The organism is Tessaracoccus palaemonis, from assembly GCF_019316905.1.
Lineage (GTDB): Bacteria > Actinomycetota > Actinomycetes > Propionibacteriales > Propionibacteriaceae > Arachnia > Arachnia palaemonis.
In genome coordinates this window covers 1,605,236-1,630,205 of record NZ_CP079216.1, presented here as the reverse complement: position 1 = coordinate 1,630,205, position 24,970 = coordinate 1,605,236, and the positions used below count along the sequence as shown (strand labels likewise).

Below are 24,970 nucleotides of genomic sequence, written 5' to 3'. Positions count from 1 at the left end.
TCAGCGGTTGGTGATGCCGGCCGCCACCCGCTGGGCGATCGCCGCGTGCCCCTCGTCGTTCGGGTGGGCGCCGTCGGCGGCGAGCAGGTCAGCGGACAGGACCGGCGGATCGATGAGCTGGACGAAGGTGGCGTCGATCGAGGCGGCGGCGGCCTGCACGGCAGCCGACATGCCCGTGACCGTGGGGCCGATCTCCCACGGCGTGGACGGGCCGACGACGATGATCTCCGCGTCCGGGAGCTTGGCGCGCAGCGCGGTCAGCGTCGAGTCGATCGCCGCCGTGACCTTCGCGCTGTCCTCCTTCCAGGCGTTGAAGTCGTTCTGGCCACCGGCGATGACGGCGATGTCGGCGTCGGCGGGCAGTTCCTCGGCGATCATCTCCGGATACGAGGGGCAGTACTCCAGCCCGCAGCCGCTGACCCCCGACGTCGAGACGTAGCCCGTGCCGCCCCGGCCGAGGTTCACCTCGGTCCAGCCCTCCTGCGCGGCGAGCAGCGTCGTCCACCGCAGATCCTTCGTGGTCGCGCCCACACCCTGGGTGTAGGAGTCGCCGAGGAAGACCGCCTCGGGCCTCTCCCCCTGCGCGCTGCTCGATGTGGCGGGTGCCCCCGACGCGGCTGGTTGCGTCGTGAGCGGGTTCCGGATCGCCACCGCGACCCCCCACACGACCAGCCCGACGACGACCAGCCCCGACAGCGCGATGAGCCATTTCCTACCGCGGGGACCCTCCGACGACGGTCGCGGCCCCCGACGCGACTGCATGTCCATGCGTCGAGACTAGGCCCGGATCGAGTGGGGGCGGGCGGAATCCGGAGGGAGTGTCGCCTCCGCCGTGACCCGCCTGCCGCGACGGCCTGCGGGGGGCTAGTGTGCCGAGCGTGATCACTCTCCCGCAGACAGTTGCCCTCCTCGTGGACGCCGACAACGCGCCGTCCGCCAGCATCGACAAGGTGCTGGCCGACCTGGCCAAGGTCGGCGATGTCCGGATCCGCCGGGCCTACGGCAACTGGTTCAAGCCCGCGCTGCGGGCCTGGGATGCGGAGCTGACGAGCCGAGGCTTCCGGGCGGTGCAGCAGTCGGATCCGGTGAAGGGGAAGAACGCCACGGACCTGGCGCTGGTCATCGACGCGGTGGACCTGTTCCACTCGCTGCGGCCCGACGTGTTCGCCATCGTGTCCAGCGATTCGGACTACACCCCGCTGGCGAACTACCTGCGCGAGCGGGGCGCGAGCGTCCTCGGCTTCGGCCGCGCCAACACCGCCGCGTCGTTCCGGGCGGCGTGCACGTCGTTCACGGTCCTTGCAGGCAAGACGGACGAGCCAGCCGCCCAGGGCGCCACCAGGAAGAAGGTCGAACCGAAGCGCGAGCCCACCCTGAACGAGATCCTTGCGCAGGCAGTCGCGAGGAACGCCGACAAACAGGGCTGGGCGCGGGTCAGCACAGTGGCGAACCAGATCCGGCAGCAGCACGGCCAGTCGGCGAAGGACCACGGCAAGCCGACCTGGACGAAGGTGCTGAAGTCACTTCCGGGGTTCGAGTTCCGCGACGAGGGCACCACGAACGTCGCGGTCCGGCTCCAGGCCAGGTGACTCGGGGCTGCGCTGTAGGCCCTGTCAGATGAGGCCCTGGGACCTGAACGCGTTCCAGATGCCGTCGTCGAGGATGGTGCTCGTGGTCTCGTCTGCCGCCGACTTCGCGGCCGGGGATGCGTTGCCCATCGCGACGCCGACGGCGCAGTAGTCGAGCATCTCGAGGTCGTTGGAGCCGTCGCCGATGCCGATCGTCGCCCCGCGGTCGATGCCCAGGTGGTCGATCACCGCCGCGATCGCGGTGGCCTTGTTGACGCCCGGCTGACACAGCTCGCCGGAGAGATCACCGAAGAGCGGTACGGTGCCGGCGATGACATCCAGGTCCCCCGCGAAGGCAGCCCTCACCTCAGACATCGACGTGTCTCCGAAGCCGACGAATGTCGCTTTCCCGACGCCATCGCGCTCGAACGGGCCTCGGTAGACGAGGTTCCGGGCGAAGTCGCTGGCCATGAACTCCGCAGGAGAGATGGCAGGTCCCCGGTCGGCCGCGGCGGCGACGAGCCGGGCGAGGCCGTCGTGGAAGCCGGGGCTGGCCTGCACGTGGTCGAAGGACTGCAGGTAGAACTCGATGCCGAGCCGGGTGAGGATCTCGTCGATGTGGTCGACCAGTTCGGGCGCCATCGGGAGAGAACGAGTTCACCGTCGACCTCGGCGAATGCACCGCCCGCGCAGATGAAGCCCTCGAACCCGAGGTCATCGAGGAAGTCGTGGATCTCGGTGCGGGTCCTGCCGGACGCCAGGAACAGCCGGTGCCCGTTGCGCCGGGCCACCCGCAGCGCCTCCAGCGTCGAGTCCGGGACGTGGTCTCCTTCGGCCACGACGGTCCCGTCGACGTCGAGGAAGACAGCGCGCGGTTCCATCGGACTCCTGTTCATGAACGCTCACGATTTGTCACGGCATCGGCAGCCGCCGTTGCCGCCGGTTCCGCAGCGCCGCAGGGGAAAGCCGAGCCTCCGTCGCCGGCGTCATCTGGGGAACTTCGCCATGTCGAGCGTGTCGAGCACGTTGTGGTGAGGCCATTCGACCTCGATCACACCGACTTTCGTGTCGCAGGTGATCTGGTACAGATCCTTGCTGACCGTCCAGACCTCGCTGTTGCGCCAGACGATGTCGTCAGCGGCGAAGTGCTCCACGTGCTCGTCGCCGTCCCAGTCGACGGGCTTGGCTTCGAGCCAGTTGTTCAGCTTGTCGATGTTGATCATGCCGATCATCGTGGTCGCCCGGGCAGGCTGGGACGGCCTGACCGCCGCGCTCGATTCCGACCGTCTGGTGGGCAGGCGCATACCGCTGCAGATCTCCTCGATGCTGAGGCCATAGACGCGGGTGAGCGCAGTCAGCACGGCTCGGGCTGCGGCGGCGAACTCCTCATCGCCTCCGTCGTCGATGAGGATCCACCAGTTGGGACGGGAGTCGGTGGGCCGGTTGAAGCCTAGGGCGACCATCGCTTCGGCGCTGCCCGCGGGCAGCTTCCGCCCACTTGACGCGTACTCATCGGTTGAGATCTCGACCAGTACCAGGGGGCCATCGGCGGCAGCCTGGACGTAGTAGTCAGGCCCTGCATCGTCCGAGAAGGAGCCCTCGGTCCCCTTCAGCGCGCCGAGCTTCTGCTTGATCCATGTGACAGTCAGTGCGTTCTTGTCCATGATTCCTCCAATGGTTGACTGTGGGTTTTAGGGCTGGTTCAGCGACAGGGGCCCTGCGCGGGCAGGATCTTGAAGGCGGTGTTCCACAGCAGACCGTTGCGCTCGCTGCCCACGGCCCTCTCGATGGCCGGGTCATCCTGGGGGCCGTGGCCCAGCAGGCGGCTGTAGGCGACGGCGACGGCCGGCGTGCGGTGCTGGGCGGCGACGCAGTGCACGAAGACGGTCTTTCCCTCTGCGCGCAACTCCTCCACTGCCCTTGCGGCGTCGTCCAGGACGAAGTCGAGGTTCGGGTCGAAGGCCGGATCCCCGTCGTCGACGAGCCACACATCGATCTGGTTCTCGCGGGCGATCCCCTGCTGGCGTACGGCTCCTCGGCGGCACAGGCTGACGACGGCGTCGCAGCCGTGGTCCGGCGTGTTGACGGTGCCGAGCAGCACCCCGGAGTCGAACGGGTGCGGCACCGCCATCGGGGCCGACCATCCGCTGTAGGCGTGGTCGGGCGCCGTCGGCCAGCCGGACCGCGACGGCTTCCCGCCGCGGGCGGCGAGCACAGCCAGGCGGACCAGGTCGGCGGCCTCGACGCCGGGCCAGCCGTTCACGAGCCGCCGGTAGCGGGCCGGGACCGCTGACGCGCCCCAACGGGCGCCGAGCAGCGAGCCGGCGATGGCCGCGACGGTGTCGGTGTCGTGGCCGGCCTGGACCGCGGCGAACAGGCCGTCGCGCAGATGGTCGCAGGGGAACGTGCGGGGCACCTCCAGCGTCGAGGTGATCGCCGCCCAGGCGGCCTGCAGGGCCGTGACGGTGAAGCCGTTGCGGCCGAAGGAGGCAGGGTCGGCCCCGGTCGCTTCGTCGATCCACGTCGCCCAGCGCGACCGGCTCTCCTCGGGGAGGAGATCGAGCCCTCCGACGAGGTCGAAGCGCGCCTCGGTGACGGCCACGCGGATGGCCTCGCTCCACAGGATGCAGGACTCGGCCGCAAGCGGGTCGGCGTGCGTGAGGGCGCACACGGCCCGGCTGGCCTCCGCGACCTTCCCACGGTCGTCGAGCGCCGTCAGCGCGATGACTCCGGTGCGCATGAGGCCGCCGTTCCCCGCGGCGCTCCCAGTCATCTTCAGGACCCTGGCGGCGTTGTCGGTCAGCCGCTGGGCCGAGCCGCGGCCGGGCGTCACCCCGCGGAGGGCGGCGCTCGTGGTGATGCCGATGTCGGTCGCGCCGTGGCTCCGCCAGGCGAGGAAGCGGTCGGCGATGGCGTCGAGGGCATCCGCGGTGGTCAGGTCGGCGCCGGTGGCGGCCACCTCGGCGACGCAGACCGCCATCTGCGTGTCGTCGGAGTTCTCCCCCGGCGCATAGGGGCCGAGCCCGCCGCCGATCATCTCCGGCGCGTGGTCGATCCTCGGCGCGAACTCGTACGGGACCCCGAGAGCGTCGCCGACTGCCGCCGCCAGCAGCACGCCTGCGGCTCGATCCGACTGTCCGGGGGTTCGGTGGTCGAGGGTCTTGTCCATGTCGGTCTCCGCTCAGTCAATGGTTATTGTCGCTGGGACAACAGTGTCACCGGACTGGCGTTCTTGTCAACCCGACTATTAGACTGATCCTGTGACCAGCTCCCCAGACTTCCCTCCGTTCGGCGTCACCGCCGACCTGGTGATCCTCACGATCCAGGACAATCAGCTCCGCGTGGCCCTCGTCGAGCGGAAGGGCGACCCCTTCCGCGGTTGCCTGGCGCTCCCCGGCGGCTTCATCAGCAGGCACGGCCTCGACGACAACCTCGAACAGACAGCGCTGCGGGAGCTCAACGAGGAGACGGGTATCCGGGCGGACGAGGTGCACCTCGAGCAGCTGAAGACCTACTGGACGCGCGGCCGGGACCCCCGCCAGGAGGTCGTGACGGTCGCCTGGCTCGCCCTCGGTCCCGTCGCACGCGAACTGCGGGCAGGAACCGACGCCGCGAGCGCGGCCTGGTATCCCGTCATCGAGGCCCTCGACGCGCCATTGGCGTTCGACCACAACGTCATCCTTCGCGACGGCGTCGAGCGCGCCAGGGCCAGGCTGGAGTACACCGACATCGCCGCGACGTTCCTGGGGCCCCGCTTCACCATCGCCGCGGTCCGGGAGATCTACGAGACCGTCTGGGGCGAGGATCTCGATCCGGGCAACTTCCAGCGCAAGATGACAGGAATCTTCGACCGCGTGGAGAACGAGTCCGTCCGTCCCGCGGGCGGGCGGGGCCGGCCGGCGGCCCTCTTCACCCGCAAGCCCCCGTCCCACCGCGACGAACACGGCCTCGTGCCGATCGATCCCCCGTTCCGGCGGTCCTCGCGAGGAGGAGAGTGACTCCCAGTGCGTTGCTAGGGTTGCCCGCATGACACGCGTACTCGTCACAGGCAGCAGCGGAAAGCTCGGCAGGGCCGTCGTCCGGCACCTTGTCAGCGAGGGATACGACGTCCTCGCGACCGACCGCACCGCGCCCGCCCCCGGTGCGCCGGGCACCTTCGTGCTGGCCGACCTCACCGACGCGGCCCAGGTGTTCGACCTGGTGACCGGCGTCGATGAGAGGGGCGGCCGCGTCGACGCGGTGGTGCACCTCGCCGCGGTGCCCGCTCCCGGACTGGTGACCAACACGGCGACGTTCCACAACAACGTCCCCGCCACCTTCAACATCTTCCAGGCGGCGCGCGTGGCCGGCGTGAAGAAGGTCGTGTGGGCGTCCAGCGAGACAGTGCTCGGCCTGCCCTTCGACGAGGAGCCGCCGTACGCCCCCGTCGACGAGGAGTACCCCGTCCGTCCGAACTCCACCTACTCGATGGGCAAGGCTGTCGAGGAGGAGATGGCGCGTCACTTCGCCCGCTGGGACCCGGAGCTGTCCATCATCGGGCTCAGGTTCTCCAACGTCATGGAGCCCCACGACTATGCGGCATTCCCGACCTGGCAGGACGACCCGCAGGTGCGCCGCTGGAACCTCTGGGGCTACATCGACGCGCGCGACGGCGCCCAGGCGGTACAGCGCGCGCTGGAGACCGAGCTGCCCGGCTTCGAGGCGTTCATCATCGCCAACGCCGACACCGTCATGGAGGAGAGCAGCGCTGACCTGATGTCGAAGGTGTTCCCGAACGTGCCCCTGCGCGCCGTCGAGGGAACCCAGACCCTGCTCGGCATCGACAAGGCCCGCCGCCTGCTCGGCTACGAGCCGCAACACACCTGGCGCGACGAGGTCTAGCGGCGGTCGCGATTCACTACCGCTGCCGGCTCCGCCGGACGGGTCTGGTCGGACTAGAACTCCAACAGGGTTGCGTCAGGAAACACCGTGTAGCTGGTGCCGTCACTGCGTGGGGCGAGTTCCAGGTAGCTCGGGGTGCCGTCATCGATGAGCAGAAGGACCAGCGCGTCGCTGAGGCCGGCGCCTAGGATCACGCGCTCATCACCGGAGCCGACGGCTGGTTGGGCAGTGCTGGATAAGGAGACGCTGGGGCACACTCCGCATCCACACATGGAGTCGACGACGAGGCCGGCGACCTGGGCCCGCCAGGCATGGCGGGCGGCTGCGTTGGTCCGGGCCTCCCCGTCGAACGGCTCCGCGCGATCGATCATGGACACGAGGACCAGTCGTTCTTCGCTTGTGAGTGGACGGGGCATGCAGGCGACTCTAACCACCCCTTCGGGCCCACGGTGCCGCCGCTACACGCCGAGGTGGTGCCTGGCGGACTGCAGCAGCCGATTCAGGAGGTCATCCGGGATCGGCCGGGCGACGGTGAACGTGACGCCCGTCTTGGAGCACTTCAGTCCGGCCGCCGTCAGGGCCTCGGCCTGCTCGGTGATGGCCTCGGTGGGCAGGTAGAGGCCGCAATGCCTGCTGAAGGCGGCGTATCCGACGACGGTGACCCCGGCGATGCTGAAGCCCGGCATGCCATATCCCATGACCTCGTCGGCCTCCGGGAGGGCGTCCGCGACGCGGCCGTGCAACTCCCGAAGAATCGGCCTGAACCGCTCCGGGGCGCGTTCGATGTACTCGTCGTGCGCTAATGAGACCTGTGCCACGCCCGCCATCCTCCCAGACCGCCGGCGCCCGACGTCCTTCGCGCCGACGGCGACTTGCCCGTTCAGCAAGAATCATTGTCTGCTGAGCCGGCAGGACCGACGATGACCGCATGGATACGCAACACTCGTCAGCCGTGTGGGACTCGATCGTCGTCGGAGGCGGGGCGGCCGGTCTGTCCGCGGCCATGATGCTTGGTCGCGCGGGTCGGCACGTCCTGGTGATCGACGCAGGCAGCCCGCGCAACCGGTTCGCCGCTCACATGCACGGCGTCCTCGGCCACGACGGCCGCTCACCCCTCGACCTGGTCCGAGCGGGCCGGGAGGAGGTCGCCGCGTACGGGGTCCGGTTCCTCGACGGCGTTGTGGCAACGGTCGGGGACGGCCCGGACGGGGTGACGGTGACCACCCATACAGGCCAGGAGCTCCGGGCCCGCACGCTCATCGTCGCGACCGGCCTCACGGACGTGCTGCCCGAGGTGCCGGGGCCCGCGGACCGGTGGGGAATGGACGTGCTGCACTGCCCCTACTGCCACGGCTGGGAGGTCCGCGGCCAGCGAATCGGGGTCCTCGCGACCTCCCCGATGAGCCTGCATCAGGTCCGCATGGTGCGCCAGTGGACCGACGATCTCGTGTATTTCGCGGCGGGGGCTGGGCCCCTCGGACCGGCCGACCGGCAGCGGCTGGCCGCTCGTGGCATCGAGGTGATCGACAGCCCGGTGACCGGGATCGTCGTCGCCGACGACGCCCTCACCGGCGTCCGCACGGCCGACGGCCGGACCACGGCGGTGAGCGCGCTCTTCACCGCCGCTCCGCCGCGTCCCCACGACGGGGTCCTGGACGGTCTCGACCTGGCCAGGGCCGAGCCCATGCCCGGCGCCGAGATGACCATAGCCGTGGACGCCACCGGCAGGACGAGCCACCCCCGCATCTGGGCCGTGGGCAACGTGGTCGCCCCCGGCGCGAACGTCCCCATGGTCATGGGAGCGGCGTCCTTCACGGGCGGCGCGGTCAACGGCTGGCTCGTCGAGGACGACTTCGACCTCGCCGTCGCGGGTCGGGTCGTTGAGCACTTCGACAGGCTCAGCACAGGCCCTGTCGAAACGCCCTGAGCGCAGCGAAGGGAAGTCCTCCCCGGGCAGACCCCTCGCTCCGTTCGAGGTACACCCCGAGAAGAATGTGCTGAGCGTGTCGAAGTGCTTGTGCTGAGCTTGTCGAAGTGCTTGTGCTGAGCTTGTCGAAGTGTTCGGTGACCCGGACTGAGCCTGACGAAGGGACCCGCGAACCGGATCGCTGAGCCTGTCGAAGCGCCCTGAGCGCAGCGAAGGGACCCACCCCGCCCCGCACTACAGTGGCCGAGCGCGGCATACGGAAATGGGCCGCGTGATGTGGGCCAGGCCACAGTTGCGCACCACGACGACGCGCCAGACACCTCTCCACAAGCTGAAAGCCCGCTCTCGCCAAGCCAGCACTTGGTCCGCAGACTGCCGAAACGCCCTGAACGCAGCCGGGGAAGTCCGAAGCCGGTCCGACCTCTCGCTCCGCTCGAGGCACCTCGACAAGCATGTGCTGAGCTCGTCGATGTGCTCGGCGACCCAGGATCAGTGGGGCGGTCAGCCGGTGTCGGGTTCCACGACGACAGGTCGTCGGGTGGCGGGGTCGATGATGATGCGCCAGCCGTCGCGGCTTTCGATGCCGTCGGTCCGGGTGGGCTCCAACTTGGCGTGGTGGAACGGGCACACCAGCGCCAGATTCTCCAACGATGTCGATCCGCCGGCCCACCACGGAACGATGTGGTGGGCTTCGCACTCGACGGCGCTCGCCTCGCAGCCGGGGAGGATGCATCCCCCGTCGCGGATCGCGAGCGCCTGTCGGAGCGACGGTGTGACCCACCGCTCAGACCGGCCCAGGTCGAGGATCTCGGAGCGTCCACCCAGCACGACCGGGATCACCTCGGCGTCGCAGGCGATCCGTCGCAGCTCGCCCGCGGGAATCCGCTGACCGGACGCCAGGACACCACCCGCGTAGGACGCGTTCAGCAGGTCCTCGTAGCTGACGGTCACCACGAGCGTCGGCCGGGTCGCCGCGCCGGACGGCGCAGGCGTCGGCCGCAGCGCCGAACCAGCTGGCGCGGACGCTGGCCGGGGCGCCGCACCGCCGGGCACGAACGTCGGCTGCAGCCCCTCTCCGGACGATCCGGTGCCGGGCACGCCACTCTCCGGCTGGGCGTGGGCCGCCTCGACCGACACCGGCGAATCATCGTCCCGCACCACTGCGGGGATCTTCCCCGCCACGACCGCGACCAGCGCGTCGGCCTGACGCTGCTGCCAGGTGGGAGTCAGGTCACGGTGACGCTGGCGACGCTCCGCCCGCTTCTGGTCGTTGACCTGGGCGGTGATGGCCCCGACAACGATCTCCGCCTCGAGCACAGGCAACGACCCCTTGAAGTACCAGGAACCGGGATGCTCGGGATCGGGCCCGTAGACGAGGTGGCGACGCTGCAGTGCCCGCTCACGCCGCCTACGCAACTGCGCATCGAGCTGCGCAGCGGTGGGTAGCAGCTCCGGGGCCACGGCCTGCAGGACCTCGTCGTGGCTGTCGGCCACCTCACGCGGGGTGGCCGTGCGCGCCTTCTCGATGAGGAACTCGCGGGCGCTGGCGCGCTGCTCGTCGGTCAGCACACCGGGCAGCCCTCCCAGCGCCTCTCCGATTCCGATCGCATGCCCCGGAGACAGCTGACCCTCCACCACCCGCCGCGCGACCTCCTGGTGGCTCGTCATCCGTCCCGCCTCGGAGATCGCGCGCTGCGTCACCCGCCTGTCGAGATGCTCCTCCCGGCCGAGCAGGCTCGACAGCTGAGTCCCGCTCACCGCCTCTGCGGATCCGCTGCTCTCGGCCTCGGAGATCAGGCAGGCCTCCAAGCCGGCAAGGCGATCCTTCGCCCGTCGCACCTGACGCAGCAGATCCAGCCGTTCCCGGTGTTCGATCCCGGTGCGCTGGGAATGGTCGATGGACGAGAGCGCGCTGGCGATCGCGGCCAACGCCGCGCCAGTCGACAGCTGCTCATCCCCCATATCACGAGGCTACGGACCCCCACCGACAGTTTTCGAACAAACCCGTTCGATTCAAGGCTCGTTCACCCACAGCGAACGAAGTTGCTCCGACGGACCCTGGATGGATCCCGGGGGGGTGGTGCCCCGACTCCAACGGCCGGCGAGACGCCGGAGCCCAGCGAGCCACCTACCCGACTCGGCCTCCTCCACCAGCTCAGCTGCAGACGCGGGTCGCGTCCGGCCAGAGCACACCGTGGTTGCCTCGTCGGCGCTGGGGACCGACGATGTCTGCATGGAGCATTCTTCGGTGGCGTCGGGCTCTAGGGATGTGGGTGCCGCATGAGGCGCGTCGAGGTCGTCGTCCGCGGCCGGGTGCAGGGGGTCGGCTACCGGTACAGCTGCCGCAACGAGGCACAGCGACTGGGCCTCGCCGGGTGGGTGCGCAACGAGCCCGACGGCACTGTGCGGGCGGAATTCGAGGGGCGCGCCGAAGAAGTCGATTCCATGGTCAGCTGGTGCTGGGAAGGGCCGGACTACGCACGCGTGACGGGCGTCGAGGTGAGGGAGATCGCGCCGACGGGCGGGAGCGGATTCACCGTCGGCTGAACCGGGCTTTCGCCCACATCCGCAGGATTGTCGGAGAGGGCCGGCATAGTTATCTGCAGGTCAAGAGTCGCGGCCCCAACTCCTCGGGGTGGTCGCGCAGCAACCGGGGCCGCTCCGGTGCTTCCCGAGGAAGACCCGGCCCCGGCAGACAGCTGAGGTCAAGCGGCCTCGTCCCGACGAGGCTCGGAGACGAGGAGACACCTCCATGACCAGACTGCCGCTCCGCCCCGGACAGGGTGCGTTCCCCGACGACCAGATCCCCAGCCCCTACATCCCTGCACGGAGCCGCGCCCGGACGGACGGGATCCTCCGCCGGCCGCATGGTGAGAGCGTCACCGACTCGTACCGCTCGAACGTCGTGCGGGTCTGGCCCGCGGGGTCCTCGGCACCCGCAGTCGACCTTGTGCCGGCCGCGGCGTCCATCTCCGCCGCGCCGTCCGACCTGCTCGGCCCCGAATGCCGGGAGGCGTTCATCGTCGCCGGGACGCACGCGGCCGGACGCCTGACGACCCCGGCGGACGACGACGCCACAGTGCGCGCGCTCAGGTGGTTCCTGGATCTCAACGAGTGGATGTGGTGCCCGACCGTCGCGACGTCTCCGGACCGCGGCTGGGTCGAGGCCGGTGCCCTCATCCGCGGTGTACCGGAGGACGAGGTGGCGGATCAGGCCGCGTACCACGGGCAGGCGGTGGTGCTGCGCTGGGATGAGCGCGGCCTGGTCGCGATCCCCACCATCGCGGGCGTCGACGTCGGCGACCCGACGCCCACCCCCGTCGCGCTGGTCCCGGCGCTCACGGGCTGCCCGCTGCGGCGCGGTGCCGACGGGGTGTGCAAGACCCACGGCGGCGGGTGGACCAGCGGCTCCCGGGAGGCACTACTCGCGTGGAGGCTGCACCGCTCCCTGCTCCTGGACGCCTTCGGCTGCGACGTGTGCCACGGCGAGGGTCCTGAGGGACCGGACGCCTCCGAGCACTTCACCCCGTCGCGCGAAGGCGGGTGGCAGTGGGGTCCGCCCCGGGTGGTGCGAGGAGAGGAGTGATCTCCATACCCGGGGCGGACCGGATCGCCGCGACGCTGCGGCGGCTTCTCAGAGGCCGTCGGTGAACAGCTGGTGCTGGCGCCAGACGGCGGCCGGCACCTTCGCGCCCATGCGGGCCAGGAAGACCTCGGTGTCGTCGGCCTCGGCGCTCAGCGCCTCGGGATCGAGCGCGTAGAGCGCCTCCCAGTCCTCGTCGCTGACGCCGGCGGCCACGTGGTCGATCGCGCCCTCGACGGGGACGAGGCCGAAGAGCGAGTCCTCCGCCTCGGCGCGCCCCTCGATGCGCTCGGTGATCCACGCCAGGGCGCGGGAGTTCTCCGAGAAGCCCGGCCACAGAAAGCGGCCGTCCTCGCCGCGTCGGAACCAGTTCACCTGGAACATCAGCGGCGCGGCGGCGCCCAGGCCCTCCCCCACGTTCAGCCAGTGCTGCCAGTGGTCGGCCATGTGGGTGCCGGAGAACGGCAGCATCGCGAACGGGTCGCGGCGCAGCTCGCCCAGCGTGCCCTCGGCTGCGGCCGTGCGCTCGGAGGCGAGCGTGGCGCCGATGTAGACGCCGTGCTCCCAGTCCCGCGCCTGCGCCACGAGCGGCACATTGGTCGCGCGTCGGCCGCCGAAGATGATGGCGTCGATCGGCACGCCGGCCGGGTCACTCCAGGTGTCCGCGATGCTCGGGCACAGGTCCGCGGCGACGGTGAAGCGAGCGTTGGGGTGGGCGGCCGGCTCGTCGGAGTCGGGCGTCCAGTCGCGGCCCTGCCAGTCGGTCAGGTGCGCGGGCGCCTCGTCCTTGAGGCCCTCCCACCACACGTCGCCGTCGTCGGTCAGGGCGACGTTGGTGAAGACGGTGTCGCCCTTGATCGTCTCGATCGCGGTGGGGTTGGTCGAGTAGCCCGTGCCAGGCGCCACACCGAAGAAGCCGGCCTCCGGGTTGATGGCGCGCAACCGGCCGTCGGGACCGGGGGCCATCCAGGCGATGTCGTCGCCGATCGTCTCGACCTTCCAGCCGGGCATCGAGGGCCGTAGCATCGCGAAGTTCGTCTTTCCGCACGCGCTCGGGAAGCCCGCGGCGACGTGGAAGGACCGGCCGGCGGGGTTGGTCACCTTGAGCAGCAGCATGTGCGCCGCCAGCCAGCCCTCCTTCTCCCCGATCTTGGAGGCGATGCGGAGCGCGAAGCCCTTCTTCGCGAGGATCGCGTTGCCCCCGTAGGCGGAGCCGTAGGACCAGATCTCGAGCGTCTCGGGGTAGTGCACGATGTACTTGGTGTCGCTGCAGGGCCAGGCGACGTCGACGTCACCCGGCGCCAGCGGCGCCCCGACGGTGTGCACGGCGGGCACCCATTCGGTGTCCGGTCCGATCTGGGCGAGCGCCGCGGCGCCCATCCGCGTCATGATGCCGGTACTGATCACGACGTATGGAGAATCGGTGACCTGGACCCCCAGGCGGGCGAGCGGGCTCCCGACGGGGCCCATGGAGAACGGCACGACGTACATCGTCCGGCCCCGCATCACCCCGCGGAACAGGCCGCCCAGCGTCTCGCGCATCTCCGCCGGCGGCGCCCAGTTGTTCGTGGGGCCGGCGTCGTCCTCGTGCTCGGAGCAGATGAACGTCCGCGACTCCACGCGGGCGACGTCGCTGGGGTTGGAGCGGGCCAGGTAGCTGTTGGGGCGCTTCTCGGGGTTGAGCTTGATGAGCGTGCCGGCGGCGACGGACTCGTCGATGAGGCGCTGGCGCTCCTCGGGTGAGCCGTCGCACCAGACGATCCGGTCGGGTTCGGTCAGTTCGGCGATCGAGTTCACCCACTCGACCACGGAGCTGTCGGCGTACTCGGGTGCGGTCTCGGTGTATGTGGCGATGGCGGTCATGGGTCTCTCCAACCTGGATAGTTCGCGTCGTTGTAGAACTGGGTTGTCTTCACCATAAGGAACTAATCCGACCTGAATCCCAGATGAACGTGGTGAAATAGAGCCAATCTTCACATATTGTGAATCCCGTGACAGATCTCTCCACTCTCGGGCACCGCATCAGGCACTTCCGCGTCAAGGCGGGCATGACCCTTGAAGAACTCGGGAACATCACAGGAACGGCCCCCAGCCAGCTCTCCATGATCGAGAACGGGCGACGCGAGCCGCGCCTGTCTCTGCTGGAGGTGCTCGCCTCGGCGCTGGGTGTGGCGGCGTCGGATCTCCTGGAGGGCGAGGCTCCCTCTCCGCGTGCCGCGTTGGAGATCGAACTCGAGCGGGCCCAGGCCGCGCCTGCGTACCGGGAGCTCGGCCTGCCGGTCCTCCGACCGTCACGGGGCATGTCCGACGCGGTCCTCAGCACCATCGTCGGGCTGCACCGCGAGCTCGGCCGCCGGGCGCGCATGTCGATCGCCACGCCGGAGGAGGCACGCCGCGCCAATACGCAGCACCACGCCATGATGCGGGCGAAGAACAATCACCTGCCCGAGATCGAGGAGATTGCGGAGCAGACCACCAACGGGGTCCGGCACACCACCGGCGCGCTCACGCACCGCAGCGTCGCGGAGATCGCCAAGCGGGTGGGGCTGACCATCGTGCACACCAGCGACCTCCCCCACTCCGCCCGCGCGGTCGTCGACCGCGAACATGGGCGCATCTACATCCCGCCGGTCTCGATTCCCGGCGGCCACGGGCTGCGGTCACTCACGCTGCAGGCGGTGGCGAATACGGTCCTGGGACACCAGGCCCCCGTCGACTACGCCGACTTCCTCAGGCAGCGGCTCGAGGTCAGCTACTTCGCGGCGGCCTGCCTGATGCCCCGGGCCGCCTCGTTGGAGTTCCTGGAGCAGGCGAAGAAGGACCGCAACATCGCCATCGAGGACTTCCGTGACACGTTCGGCGTCACCCACGAGGCAGCGACCCTGCGGTTCACCAACCTCGCCACCCAGTACCTCGGCATCACGCTGCACTACCTGCGCGTCGACGGCGGCGGCGCCGTGATGGCCGCGTACGAGAACGACGGCCTCCCCCTGCCGCAGGACGCGACCGGGTCAACGGAGGGCGAGATGGTGTGCCGGTACTGGAGCGCCAGGAGAGCCTTCGCCAGGACGACGCGCACCAGCGAACACCACCAGTACACCGACACCCCTGTGGGCACCTTCTTCGAGTCGACGCAGACCGGCACCGGGACGACAGGGGACTTCTCCATCACGCTCGGCGTCCCCTACGCGGAGTCGAAGTGGTTCCGGGGTCGGGAGTCGCAGCGGCGCGAGAGTTCCACGTGCCCGGCCGCCAGCTGCTGCCGGCGGCCTCAGGACGGGCTCATGGAGCACTGGCAGGGACAGGGCTGGGCCTCCCCCAGGGTGCGCAGCCACCTGTTCGCTCCCCTGCCGCACGGTACCTACCCGGGCGTCGAGGACCGGGAGCTGTACGAGTTCCTCGAGACTCACGCCGGGGACTGAGCCTCGAACAGGCACCTGTCCACGTGGGGGGCTCCGCGGTTCGCCGCGGCGTGGAGCCGGGCGTACGCGTTGCCCGGTTGCCGAACCAGCTCGGCGTGGGTGCCGCGCTCGATGATGCGGCCGCGCTCCAGCACCACGACGAGATCGGCCGCCTCCGCCTGCGCGAAGCGGTGGGCGACGATGACCGCCGTGCGCCCGCGGGCCACGGCCTGCACGGCCGCGTCCAGCTCACCCTCCGCGCCCGAGTGCGCGGTCGCCTCGTCGAGCACGACGACCGCCGGATCCGCCAGGAGCACGCGGGCGAGGGCGAGCCCCTGAATGCGGCCGTCATCCAGGTCGTGTCCCAGCACGGTGTCCAGGCCACCGGGCAGCTCCCGGGCCCAGCCGGCCCCCACCTCGTCGAGGGCGCTCCAGAGCGCGCTGTCGGTTGCGGCAGGGGCGGCGAGCCGGAGGTTGTCGGCGAGGGTACCGGCGAATAGATGTGTGTCCTGGGTGACGAGCAGCACCGCCCGTCGCCGCCCGTGCCAGGCCTCGGCGGCGGGCACGCCGCCGACGAGGACTTCACCTGAGCGCGGCGTGAGTACGCCGGCGATCAGCTGGGCGAGCGTCGACTTGCCCGAGCCCGAGGCGCCGACCAGCACGGTCGTGCATCCCGCCGGGATGTCGAGCGCGATGCCGCCGAGGACGTCGGCGGCGTTCGGGCGGTAGCGGTAGGAGACCGATCTGAGGCTGATCCCGCCGTCCGCGATCTCCTGGCGAACCGGGGTGCCGGGGTGCGCGAGAAGCACGCCGACGAGGCGGCCGAGCCCGGCCGCGGCGCGCTGCAGGTCGTCGATGCTCGACAGCAGAGCGCCGATCGGCGCGAAGAGCCGGTGGAAGAAGAGTGCGGCCGCGGTGACGGCGCCCACGGTCAGCCCCGCATCGCCCGTGCGCCAGAAGCCCACCGCGAGGACCGCAGCCAGGCCGAGGAACTCGCCCAGATTGAGGCCGCCGTTGAAGCGGTTGCGGGCGCTGGTCGTCTGGCGCCCGGTCTCGACTGCGGAGAGGCTGCGGCGGGAGATCAGCTCCAGACGCGGTCCGTGGGCACGGCCGGCGATCACGGTGTCGGCCCCGCGCACGCTCTCGATGATCGCCTGCCCCCGCGTCGATTCCTCGCGGCGTAGCCTCCGGTACAGGGGCCGGGATCGGCGCAGGAACCGCACGGTCGCGTACAGCTGGACCGGAACCGCTGCGAGCGCGGCCAGAGCCAACCACGGGTCGATGGCCGTCAGGCCGACGAGCGTCAGGACGATCACGAAGGCCGCCTGCGTGAACCTCGGCAGCACGCCCGAGACCGACTGCGTGATCGCCTCGACGTCCCCGGTGACGCGCGAGACGACGTCGCTCGTGCCGGCGTCCTCGACCACGCCCTGATCGAGGCCGAGCGCCGCGGCGAACACCTCCTCGCGGAGCTCGGCGAGCGCCCGCTGCAGGCAGGCGACCAGCAGCCGTCCCCCGGCAAGCAGCAACAGGGCAGAGACGATGCCGGCGCCGGTCACGAGGCCCGCGAGGATCGCGACGTCGCGGAGTTCGGATCGGGCCACGACGGCATCCACGATCCGGCCGAGGAGGATCGGGGTGAGCACGCCCGCGACTGAGCCGAGCAGCAGCAGCACCGTAGTCGCGGCGAGCGCGCGCCACTGGACCTTCAGGAGCGACCTCAGGTGCCCCCAGCACTCGCGACCGCCCGCGATCGGGAGCCCGGCCGCGTCCTGCGCGGTGTCCATATCCATCGTCATCGTCCGACCTCCGTGAGCGGCTCGGCGGGGGTCAGGGGTGAACGGGTCAGGTCGAACACGTAGTGACAGGCGTTCAGGACCAGACGGCTGGAACTCACGACCACGATCGTGCGCCCGAGTCGGCGTAACCCTTCCGCCACCTGCAGTTCGGTCAAGGGATCCAGAGCGGACGTCGGCTCGTCGAGGATCACGACCTCCGCCGGGTCATGCAGGGCCCGCGCCAGCAGCACCCGCTGGCGTTGCCCGCCCGAGAGGCGTCGCCCGCCCTCGCCGATCTCGGCTTCGGGGGACCCGACATGCTCGAGCACGTCGTCGAGCGCGACCGCGCGGACCACATCCTCGTCCCACGCGGTCGAACGGCGCTCGGCCGCGATGCCGGAGACGTTTTCTCGGAGCGTGCCCGTGAACAGTGTGGCGTCGTGTGGAGGCGCGGCCACAACCCGCCGGTAGCGCTCCGGCCCGACCGCAAGGGCGTCGGCCCCGTGCACGCTGACCTCCCCGGGGTCCGGGAGAGCGCGCAGACCCAGCCGGGCCGACACCGTTCGCGCCATCGCCGCGCTGCCGACCTGCACGCCCACCAGCCTGCCAGGCACGGTCTCGACGACGCCGGACGCCGTCCTCCAGGTCAGTGCCGCGGCGTCTGCGGGTGCACACGGCTGACCGCCCTGCGGCAGCAGGAACGGATCCGTCAGAAGAGCCTGCACGCGACGCGATGACGCCCGCTTGTGTGCCCAGTTGCCGCCGAAGGTGCCGATGTGTTCGAGTGCCCCCTGGAGGAACTGCGCAAGGGCGACGACGGTCACGAGCTGGCCAGGCGTGATGTCGCCGCGGAGCGCCAGCCAGGCGGCCGCGAACGTGAGAACGCCCAGGTACACCACCGATACCGCCGAGCTCACCGCCTGGTACGTGAGGAGGTGCCGCGACGCGGAGACTGCGCCCCGCAGCGAGCCGGCCGACGCTATCCGGTACCTCCGGACCGCCTCGTCCTCAGCGCCGAGGCCGCGCACGATGCGCAGGCCCGACATCACGTCGGTCGCCACCTCGCTCGCCGCCGCGCCCGAGGTCTGCTCGGCCATACCCAGCCGTTCCAGTGGCCGGGCGAGCGCCTGCATGCCGAGCAGGACCGCGATGGCCCCGGCGAACACACCGACCCCGAGCGGGACCGAGATCACGAGCAGCGCTGTGCCCGCCGTCAGCAGCGACGCCACCGTCGCCCCCTGGAGGGCGATGCTCCACGCCACGCCGGCGACGCGGTAGGTGTCCGAACTGGCGATTGACAGCACCTCCCCGGTCCCGCGGCGTACGGCGAGGCCCCGCGGGTGGAGCACCCTGCCGATCGCCAGCTGCCGGAGGTCGTGCTCCCCGTGCCCGTACACGCGCACCATCGCCAACGCCGCCAGCTGGTAGCTCAGGGAGAGTACGACGAAGACGCCTCCCAGCACCGCCAGCCAGATGACCAGGGACGCGGCGTCATGGCGCACGATGGCGAGGTCGACGATCACGCCGATGAGGATCGGAATCGCCGTCTCGCAGGCCTGATGCAGGATGTAGCCGAAGGTCGCGAGTCCGAGGCGCCAGCCCCGGCCTCCCCGGGTCAGCGCGAGCGACAGCATCGACCCGACAGAGGTCGCCGGGGAAGGCTCGGGGATGATCTTCATGACGATCAACCCTAGGTCGCGCGGCCCGCGACGGTCAGACCGATTGTGTCGCGAACCGGACAACGAAGTGGACCGAGGAGCCACCGACAGTAAGGTAAGGCTTACCGAAACGACATGGAGGGTGAATGACCGCGACAGTGACCGAACGGCGGATCGACGACCGGGATCCCGTCCTCCGCGCACGGGCCGTACCCGATGGCTACCTGCTCACCACCACGAGCGAGAGCGTGTGGTGGCACCCCACCCTCGAACATCGGTGTGCGACCACACAGCATCGCCACAGCGAGCATGTCGTGGTGTGGCCCGAATCCCGCGCGGCGACGATCACGGTGGAGGACGAGCTGTGGTCGCTCTCGCTGGGCGAGGGTGCCTGGCTGCCCGCGGGCACCCCGCACGCGGTGACCGACGGCAGCGCGGCGCTGGTCTCCTGCACCCACATCCACCCCCTCGCGTCCGAGGTTGAGGCGGGCCGGCCGCGGGTCGTCACCGTCAACACGGCGCTGCGCGAGATGCTTCTGCACCTCGCCCACACCGGCATGCCGCGCGACCGCAGGCTCCGCGCGCAGCAGGTCTGCCTGGAGATGATCACGGACGAGGCCGGACCGCCGGTCACGGTCCCCTCCCCCGCCGATCCACGGATCCGGGACCTCGCCGCATCGATCATGGCGGATCCGTCCGACGACCGCTCGCTGGAGGACTGGTCCTGGCACACGTCCATGAGCGCACGCACCATCGCACGGGCGTTCCGCGCCGAGACGGGCATGACCTTCACCCAGTGGCGCACCCGCGTCCGCATGGTCGCGGCGGTCGACCTCCTGGGCGCGGGCGAGCCGGTCGGAATCGTCGCCAGGCGCGTCGGCTATTCGACGTTCAGCGCCTTCAGCGCCGCCTTCAGCCGGACGATGGGACGCACGCCGAGGGACTACCAGCAGCCTCGCGCCTGAGCCTGACGTCGCCGGTGTCTGATCGGCGACAGCATGTGTCGGCCAGCCGACAGCATCCCTCTCTACGCTCAGTTAGGTCACCCTAACCTCAGGCCGTCGAGCCGCGTCCCGGAAAGATCATCTATGCGTCGTCCACATCCCCTCAGCCTCGCAGCACTGCTCGTCGGAGCCACCCTGATGCTGGGAGCGTGCAGCCCCTTCGAGCAGGCCGACACGTCGACGGGCGTCGCCGCTGCGTCGTCTGACGCAGCCTTCCCCGTCACCATCGATCACGCCCACGGCGAGACCACGATCGAGTCCAAGCCTGAGCGTGTCGTGACCCTCGGCTGGATGACGGAGGACGTGGTGGCCGCGCTCGGAGTCGTTCCGGTCGGTGTACCGACGAACTACGCGGGTGAGAACGGGTACTCGGAATGGTTCAGCGACTACGTCACGGACGAGCTGGGCGCCGAGCTTCCGGAGATCATCGGCGTCGACGGTGAGGGTGAGTTCGACCTCGAGCAGATCCTCGCCCTCGAGCCGGACCTGATCCTGGCGCCCCACTCCGGCATCACCGAGGTGCAGTACGAGCGCATGAGCGAGATCGCCCCGACGGTCCCGTATGCCACGACCCCCTGGCTCTCCGCGCCGTGGCAGGACTTCACCCGCGACATCGGCCGCGCCCTGGGCGAGACCGAGCGGGCCGAGGAACTCGTCGCAGAGTCGGAGGAACTCATCGCCGACGCCGCGGCCGAGCATCCGGATCTGCAGGGAACCAGCTTCATCTACGGCGTGACCCTGTGGGAGGGCGAGACCGAGCTCGGCGTCTACGTCTCGGATGACCCCCGGGTGCAGTTCCTCCACGGCTTCGGGCTCGTCAACAGCCCGAGCCTCGAGGCGGCGACCGCGAACGCGGAGGAGTTTGCAGGCGGAGTCAGCCTGGAGGAGCTCGATACCCTCGACGCCGACGTGTTCGTCGCCTGGGAGGGCGGATCCGGTCGCACGCAGGCCACCCTGGAGGATCCGCTCGTGTCGCGCTGGGCGCCCATCGCCGGAGGCAACTACTACTTCATGAACGACAAGGGCTTCGCCATGGCGACCAGTGCGCCGACGGTCCTGAGCATCCCGTGGGTGCTCGAGCAGGGCTTCCTCGACGACCTGTCGAACGCCGTCGCGGGCGGATCCGTCATCCGCTGACCCGGATCCCGCACCGTCGCCCCGCCCTGAAAGGAACTTCCCCATGACCTCGCTGCCCGAGCACTACGAGCCCCGCATCCACCGGGCGGAGGTGACCGCCGCGCACCGCCTGAGCCCCGGAATGATCCGCGTGGTGTTCGGGGGCGGCGACCTGCGCGACTTCCCGACGACGGGCGTGGGCGACGAGTACGTGCGGCTGTTCTTCCCCGCGGATCCCGACGAACTCCCCGGCTTGCCCGTCGTCTCCGGTCGCGGGTGGGAGTTCGAGGACGGGGTGGAGCAGTCCGAGGCGCGGGTGTACACGGTGCGCCGACACGCGCCGGGCGAGATCACGGTCGACTTCGTCGTCCATGCCGGCGGGGTCGGCTCCCGGTGGGCCACCCAGGCCCGCCCGGGGCAGATCCTGGGCGTCACTCCCCCGTACGCGCTGTACGAGCGCCCCGAGGCCGCGAAGCGGCAGATCCTCGTCGCGGATGAGCCAGGGCTGCCCGCGGCCCTCCGCATCGCGGAGCAGACGGCCGGAACCGTGCCCGCGACCCTCGTGCTCGAGGTGCGGGATGAGGACCACCGCCTCGTCGCCGAGGCTGGAGACGTGCAGTACCAGTGGCTGTCCGGCACCGGGAACGGACACACGCCGAGCCAGCTCGAGGACGCGTTGCGCCGCATGCCGATCGACGAGAACACCTACGTCTGGGTCGCGACCGAGGGGCGTCTGAGCCGGTCGATCCGCAAGCTCCTCCGCCATGGGCTCGGGATGCCGGCGAGCCACTACAAGTGCATCGCCTACTGGCAGGACGACGCCGAGGCGTGGCGCGCCCGGTACGACGCGCTCGGGCCCGAGTTCCGCGACCGGATCCGCGCCCTGTGGTCGGACGAGGAACGCGACCCGGAGGAGATCTTCGACGACGTGCAGCGGATGTACGAGGTCGCCGGGCTGTGACGGCTCCGGTGACTGCTCTGGTCGGCAGGACCGACGGCGTGGCAGCGGTCGGGCGACTGCGCCTGCTGGGGCTGCTGATCGCCATCGCTGTCCTCGCCGTCACTGTCGTCGCCAGCATCGGGGTCGGGGCGCGCGACATCGCCCCGGGCACGATCTGGTCGGCGATCACGGCGTTCGACATCACGCAGGACGAGCACGTCATGATCCGGGAGCTGCGCGTGCCCCGCACGGTGGTGGGTCTGGTCGTCGGCCCGGCGCTCGGCGTGTGCGGGGCCCTGATCCAGGCCTATACGCGCAATCCCCTCGCCGATCCCGGCATCCTGGGCGTCAACGCCGGGGCCACCTTCGGGGTGGCGGTGGCGACGGGGCTGTTCGGGTTCACCGCTCCACTGGCCTACATCTGGTTCGCTCTGGCAGGTGCCGCCGCGATCACCGTCGTCGTCTACCTCCTCGGCTCCCTCGGAGGGAGCGGCGCGACGCCCGCCAAGCTCACGATGGCGGGCGTCGCGCTCAGCGCCGTGCTCGGTGGCATGACGAGCGCGATCATCCTCTCGAATCGAGCGACGTTCGACGACATGCGCTTCTGGGGCGTCGGAGCCATCGGCGGACGCTCGCTCGACGTCGTGCTCCACTTCTCGCCGCTGATCGTCGTGGGACTGGTTCTGGCGCTCTACGTGGCCCGACCGCTGAACGCGCTTGCGCTGGGTGACGACCTCGGCGTCTCGCTCGGCGTCAGGACCGGCCGCACCCGCGTCACGGTGGTGGTCGCCGTGACCCTCCTGGCCGGCACCGCGACGGCGCTGGCGGGACCGATCGGCTTCATCGGCCTGATGGTTCCCCACGCCGTGCGGTGGTTCGTCGGCCCCGACCAGCGATGGATCATCGCCTTCACGGTGGTGCTGTCCCCCATCCTGCTGCTGGCCGCCGACATCCTCGGACGTGTGATCCTCCCCAGCGGGGAGTTGCGGGTCGGGCTTGTGACGGGAGCCATCGGCGCCCCCGTGCTCATCCTGCTCGCCCGGCGCAGCTCGGTGAGCGCCCTGTGAGCGCCATCGACCTCGGCTACCGGGCCGTCGTCCTGCGCCGAGGCCCGGTCTCGGGGCTCATCGGCGTCCGCAGCATCGTCGTCTGCGGAATCCTCGTCGTCCTGATCCTCGGTCTCGGAATCGCCTCACTGGGGATCGGGACCTATCCGCTGTCGCCCGCGCAGGTCGTCGGGGCGCTGCTCGGCACGGACGACGACACACGGACGCGGCTGCTGGTGGTCACCTGGCGCCTCCCCCGCGCGCTCTTCGCGATCGCCTGCGGCGTCGCGCTGGCCGTCTCCGGGGCGATCTTCCAGTCGCTCACCCGCAACCCGCTGGGATCCCCCGACATCATCGGCTTCTCCACGGGGTCGTACACCGGCGTGGTGCTCATGACCCTGGTGGTCGGTTCCACCGGGTACCTGGATCGGGCCGCTGCGGCCGTCGTCGGCGGCTGTGTCACGGCCGCCATCGTGTACCTGCTGTCAGTCAGCCGCGGCACCGTCCGGTCCTTCCGCCTGATCATCATGGGCATCGGTGTGGGCGCGCTGCTCGGATCCCTCAACTCCGCCCTCATGATCTCCTCGGACGTCGACGCGGCCATGCTCACCGCCGTGTGGGCCGCAGGATCGCTCTACGGCCTGAGCCATGCCCAGCTCTGGCCGATGGTCGCCCTGCTGGTGGTGATGCTGCCGGTCGTCGCCTTCATCGCGCCCGGCCTGCGGCAGCTCGAGCTCGGCGACGATGCGGCGCATGGTCTCGGCGTCCGCGCCCGCCGGGTGCAGGCGACGGCCGTGATCATGGGCGTCGCCCTGACCGCCCTCGTCACGGCGGCCGCCGGACCGATCTCCTTCATCGCCCTCGCGGCGCCGCAGGTCGCCCGGCGGCTCACCCGCGGCAGCGGTCTCGAGCTCGTCCCCTCCGCCCTGGTGGGCGCGTTCCTCCTGCTCGCCTCGGACGTCCTGGCTGCGCAGCTCGGCTTCCCGGTGGGGATCGTGACGGTGAGCGTCGGGGGCGCTTATCTGGTCTGGCTTCTGGCTGCCGAATACCGAAAGAGAACATGACACACACAGCAACCCTGCCGCCCGCCATCCAGCTGGACGGGGTCCGCGTTGGGTATGACCGACGGATCGTCTGCGAGGACCTGAGCCTCGAGGTGCCCACCGGGAGCTACACCGCGATCATCGGACCCAACGCGTGCGGCAAGTCGACGATGCTGCGGTCGATCGCGCGCATCCTCCCCTACCGGTCGGGCAGCATCCTCCTCGACGGCGACGAGATCGCCACGATCCCCACGCGTACGCTCGCGACCCGGCTGGGACTGCTGCCGCAGACCTCGCTCGCTCCGGAGGGGATCCGGGTCGCCGACCTGGTCGCCCGCGGGAGGCACCCGCACCAGGGCGTGTTCGACCGCTGGTCCAGGGTCGACGAGGCCATCGTCGCCGAGGCGATGGAGGCGACCGGCGTGTCGGGCCTCTCCGGGCGCCTCGTCGATGAGCTCTCCGGCGGACAACGGCAGCGGGTCTGGGTGGCGATGATCCTGGCGCAGCAGACACCCGTGCTCCTCCTCGACGAGCCGACGACGTACCTCGACATCACCCATCAGTACGGGCTGCTCGAGCTCTTCGAGGTGCTGCGTCGGGACCTCGACCGCACCGTCGTCATCGTGCTGCACGATCTGAACCAGGCGGCGCGCTTCGCCTCCCATCTCATCGTCATGAAGGACGGCGACATCGTGACCGCGGGGCCGCCGTCGGAGATCATCACCGAGGCGCTGATCGACGAGGTGTACAACCTGCCGTGCCGGGTCGTCCCGGACCCGGAGACCGGCGCCCCGATGGTGATTCCGCGGGTGAGGCTGTAGGCCATGGGGCAGCCCCTGAAAGCAGGACCTGGAAGCTCATTGTGAACGGCCGGTCAAGTTGATGCGATGCACATCCGTCACTCGGGAAGACGCGAGTTGGGGACGCCGCGTGAGAACCGAGTCGCGAAAGGACCTGTCCAGTCAACGAAACCTGAACGCCGCCTGACGAACGAAACCGCTACACCACTTCGAGGTGACTTGACC

The 24,970-nt window shown here is 70.3% G+C and carries 23 protein-coding genes, 1 pseudogene and 1 riboswitch; of the genes and pseudogenes, 13 read left to right on the top strand and 11 right to left on the bottom strand.

Annotated elements, in window-relative coordinates; genetic code table 11:
• Positions 1-768, bottom strand: coding sequence for an SGNH/GDSL hydrolase family protein (locus KDB89_RS07310; RefSeq protein ID WP_219079736.1), 768 nt, complete (start codon positions 766-768; stop codon positions 1-3).
• Between the two features lie 110 nt (positions 769-878).
• On the opposite strand from KDB89_RS07310, the gene KDB89_RS07305 reads away from it, so the two are divergent.
• Positions 879-1,589, top strand: a complete 711-nt coding sequence (locus tag KDB89_RS07305) for an NYN domain-containing protein (RefSeq protein ID WP_255555826.1) — start codon at positions 879-881, stop codon at positions 1,587-1,589.
• Between the two features lie 24 nt (positions 1,590-1,613).
• On the opposite strand, the gene KDB89_RS14610 is transcribed toward KDB89_RS07305, so the two are convergent.
• The 4 genes and pseudogenes from KDB89_RS14610 to KDB89_RS07285 form a co-directional block, all read right to left on the bottom strand.
• The gene (locus tag KDB89_RS14610) at positions 1,614-2,210 is read right to left on the bottom strand and encodes an HAD hydrolase family protein (protein ID WP_255555825.1); all 597 of its coding nucleotides are present in this window, start codon (positions 2,208-2,210) and stop codon (positions 1,614-1,616) included.
• Between the two features lie 20 nt (positions 2,211-2,230).
• A pseudogene (locus tag KDB89_RS14745) lies at positions 2,231-2,449 on the bottom strand (HAD hydrolase family protein); the annotation flags it as partial.
• 105 nt (positions 2,450-2,554) lie between these two features.
• Positions 2,555-3,232: a TY-Chap domain-containing protein gene (locus KDB89_RS07290; RefSeq protein WP_219079730.1), complete on the bottom strand. Its 678-nt coding sequence runs from the start codon at positions 3,230-3,232 to the stop codon at positions 2,555-2,557.
• Between the two features lie 38 nt (positions 3,233-3,270).
• A complete protein-coding gene (locus KDB89_RS07285) occupies positions 3,271-4,737 on the bottom strand; it encodes an ADP-ribosylglycohydrolase family protein (RefSeq protein ID WP_219079728.1) in 1,467 nt (488 codons plus the stop codon).
• A 91-nt stretch (positions 4,738-4,828) separates the two neighbouring features.
• Between KDB89_RS07285 and KDB89_RS07280 the strand changes: the two genes are divergently transcribed.
• Both KDB89_RS07280 and KDB89_RS07275 read left to right on the top strand, forming a co-directional pair.
• Positions 4,829-5,566: an NUDIX hydrolase gene (locus KDB89_RS07280; RefSeq protein ID WP_219079726.1), complete on the top strand. Its 738-nt coding sequence runs from the start codon at positions 4,829-4,831 to the stop codon at positions 5,564-5,566.
• 28 nt (positions 5,567-5,594) lie between these two features.
• Positions 5,595-6,449 carry an NAD-dependent epimerase/dehydratase family protein gene (locus KDB89_RS07275; RefSeq protein WP_219079724.1) on the top strand — a complete coding sequence of 285 codons (855 nt, stop codon included), beginning with the start codon at positions 5,595-5,597 and terminating at the stop codon, positions 6,447-6,449.
• A 53-nt stretch (positions 6,450-6,502) separates the two neighbouring features.
• Here KDB89_RS07275 and KDB89_RS07270 read toward each other — a convergent pair whose 3' ends face one another.
• Positions 6,503-6,865 carry a hypothetical protein gene (locus KDB89_RS07270; protein ID WP_219079722.1) on the bottom strand — a complete coding sequence of 121 codons (363 nt, stop codon included), beginning with the start codon at positions 6,863-6,865 and terminating at the stop codon, positions 6,503-6,505.
• Positions 6,866-6,907: 42 nt separating this feature from the next.
• The gene (locus tag KDB89_RS07265) at positions 6,908-7,267 is read right to left on the bottom strand and encodes an iron chaperone (RefSeq protein ID WP_255555824.1); all 360 of its coding nucleotides are present in this window, start codon (positions 7,265-7,267) and stop codon (positions 6,908-6,910) included.
• 110 nt (positions 7,268-7,377) lie between these two features.
• Between KDB89_RS07265 and KDB89_RS07260 the strand changes: the two genes are divergently transcribed.
• Positions 7,378-8,376, top strand: a complete 999-nt coding sequence (locus KDB89_RS07260) for an NAD(P)/FAD-dependent oxidoreductase (protein WP_219079720.1) — start codon at positions 7,378-7,380, stop codon at positions 8,374-8,376.
• 501 nt (positions 8,377-8,877) lie between these two features.
• Here KDB89_RS07260 and KDB89_RS07255 read toward each other — a convergent pair.
• Complete coding sequence (locus tag KDB89_RS07255) at positions 8,878-10,338, bottom strand: HNH endonuclease signature motif containing protein (protein WP_219079718.1); 1,461 nt, start codon at positions 10,336-10,338, stop codon at positions 8,878-8,880.
• Positions 10,339-10,656: 318 nt separating this feature from the next.
• Here KDB89_RS07255 and KDB89_RS07250 point away from each other — a divergent pair, with 318 nt between their 5' ends.
• Entirely contained in the window at positions 10,657-10,923 is a 267-nt protein-coding gene (locus KDB89_RS07250; protein ID WP_219079716.1) for an acylphosphatase, read from the top strand.
• Between the two features lie 58 nt (positions 10,924-10,981).
• Positions 10,982-11,094, top strand: a riboswitch (SAM riboswitch).
• Positions 11,095-11,128: 34 nt separating this feature from the next.
• Positions 11,129-11,962, top strand: a complete 834-nt coding sequence (locus tag KDB89_RS07245) for a DUF3293 domain-containing protein (protein WP_219079714.1) — start codon at positions 11,129-11,131, stop codon at positions 11,960-11,962.
• Positions 11,963-12,010: 48 nt separating this feature from the next.
• Here the strand turns inward: KDB89_RS07245 and KDB89_RS07240 are convergent, their stop codons facing one another.
• Complete coding sequence (locus KDB89_RS07240; protein ID WP_219079712.1) at positions 12,011-13,822, bottom strand: phosphoenolpyruvate carboxykinase (GTP); 1,812 nt, start codon at positions 13,820-13,822, stop codon at positions 12,011-12,013.
• Between the two features lie 128 nt (positions 13,823-13,950).
• Here KDB89_RS07240 and KDB89_RS07235 point away from each other — a divergent pair, with 128 nt between their 5' ends.
• Positions 13,951-15,381: a helix-turn-helix domain-containing protein gene (locus KDB89_RS07235; protein ID WP_219079710.1), complete on the top strand. Its 1,431-nt coding sequence runs from the start codon at positions 13,951-13,953 to the stop codon at positions 15,379-15,381.
• On the opposite strand, the gene KDB89_RS07230 is transcribed toward KDB89_RS07235, so the two are convergent.
• Positions 15,366-17,159, bottom strand: a complete 1,794-nt coding sequence (locus KDB89_RS07230; RefSeq protein ID WP_219079708.1) for an ABC transporter ATP-binding protein — start codon at positions 17,157-17,159, stop codon at positions 15,366-15,368. The two genes, KDB89_RS07235 and KDB89_RS07230, sit on opposite strands and share 16 nt — an antisense overlap.
• Complete coding sequence (locus KDB89_RS07225) at positions 17,156-18,817, bottom strand: ABC transporter transmembrane domain-containing protein (RefSeq protein WP_219079706.1); 1,662 nt, start codon at positions 18,815-18,817, stop codon at positions 17,156-17,158. Before KDB89_RS07225 ends, KDB89_RS07230 begins: the two co-directional genes overlap by 4 nt.
• 125 nt (positions 18,818-18,942) lie before the next feature.
• Between KDB89_RS07225 and KDB89_RS07220 the strand changes: the two genes are divergently transcribed.
• The 6 genes from KDB89_RS07220 (at position 18,943) to KDB89_RS07195 (ending at position 24,766) form a co-directional block, all read left to right on the top strand.
• The gene (locus tag KDB89_RS07220; protein ID WP_219079704.1) at positions 18,943-19,761 is read left to right on the top strand and encodes a helix-turn-helix transcriptional regulator; all 819 of its coding nucleotides are present in this window, start codon (positions 18,943-18,945) and stop codon (positions 19,759-19,761) included.
• 123 nt (positions 19,762-19,884) lie between these two features.
• The gene (locus KDB89_RS07215) at positions 19,885-20,937 is read left to right on the top strand and encodes an iron-siderophore ABC transporter substrate-binding protein (protein ID WP_219079702.1); all 1,053 of its coding nucleotides are present in this window, start codon (positions 19,885-19,887) and stop codon (positions 20,935-20,937) included.
• A gap of 43 nt (positions 20,938-20,980) precedes the next feature.
• The gene (locus KDB89_RS07210) at positions 20,981-21,877 is read left to right on the top strand and encodes a siderophore-interacting protein (protein WP_219079700.1); all 897 of its coding nucleotides are present in this window, start codon (positions 20,981-20,983) and stop codon (positions 21,875-21,877) included.
• A 38-nt stretch (positions 21,878-21,915) separates the two neighbouring features.
• On the top strand, positions 21,916-22,923 hold the full coding sequence (locus KDB89_RS07205; RefSeq protein WP_255555823.1) for a FecCD family ABC transporter permease: 1,008 nt from the start codon (positions 21,916-21,918) through the stop codon (positions 22,921-22,923).
• Positions 22,920-23,966 carry a FecCD family ABC transporter permease gene (locus tag KDB89_RS07200; protein WP_219079697.1) on the top strand — a complete coding sequence of 349 codons (1,047 nt, stop codon included), beginning with the start codon at positions 22,920-22,922 and terminating at the stop codon, positions 23,964-23,966. Before KDB89_RS07205 ends, KDB89_RS07200 begins: the two co-directional genes overlap by 4 nt.
• On the top strand, positions 23,963-24,766 hold the full coding sequence (locus KDB89_RS07195) for an ABC transporter ATP-binding protein (RefSeq protein ID WP_219079695.1): 804 nt from the start codon (positions 23,963-23,965) through the stop codon (positions 24,764-24,766). Before KDB89_RS07200 ends, KDB89_RS07195 begins: the two co-directional genes overlap by 4 nt.
• Positions 24,767-24,970 lie beyond the last annotated feature (204 nt).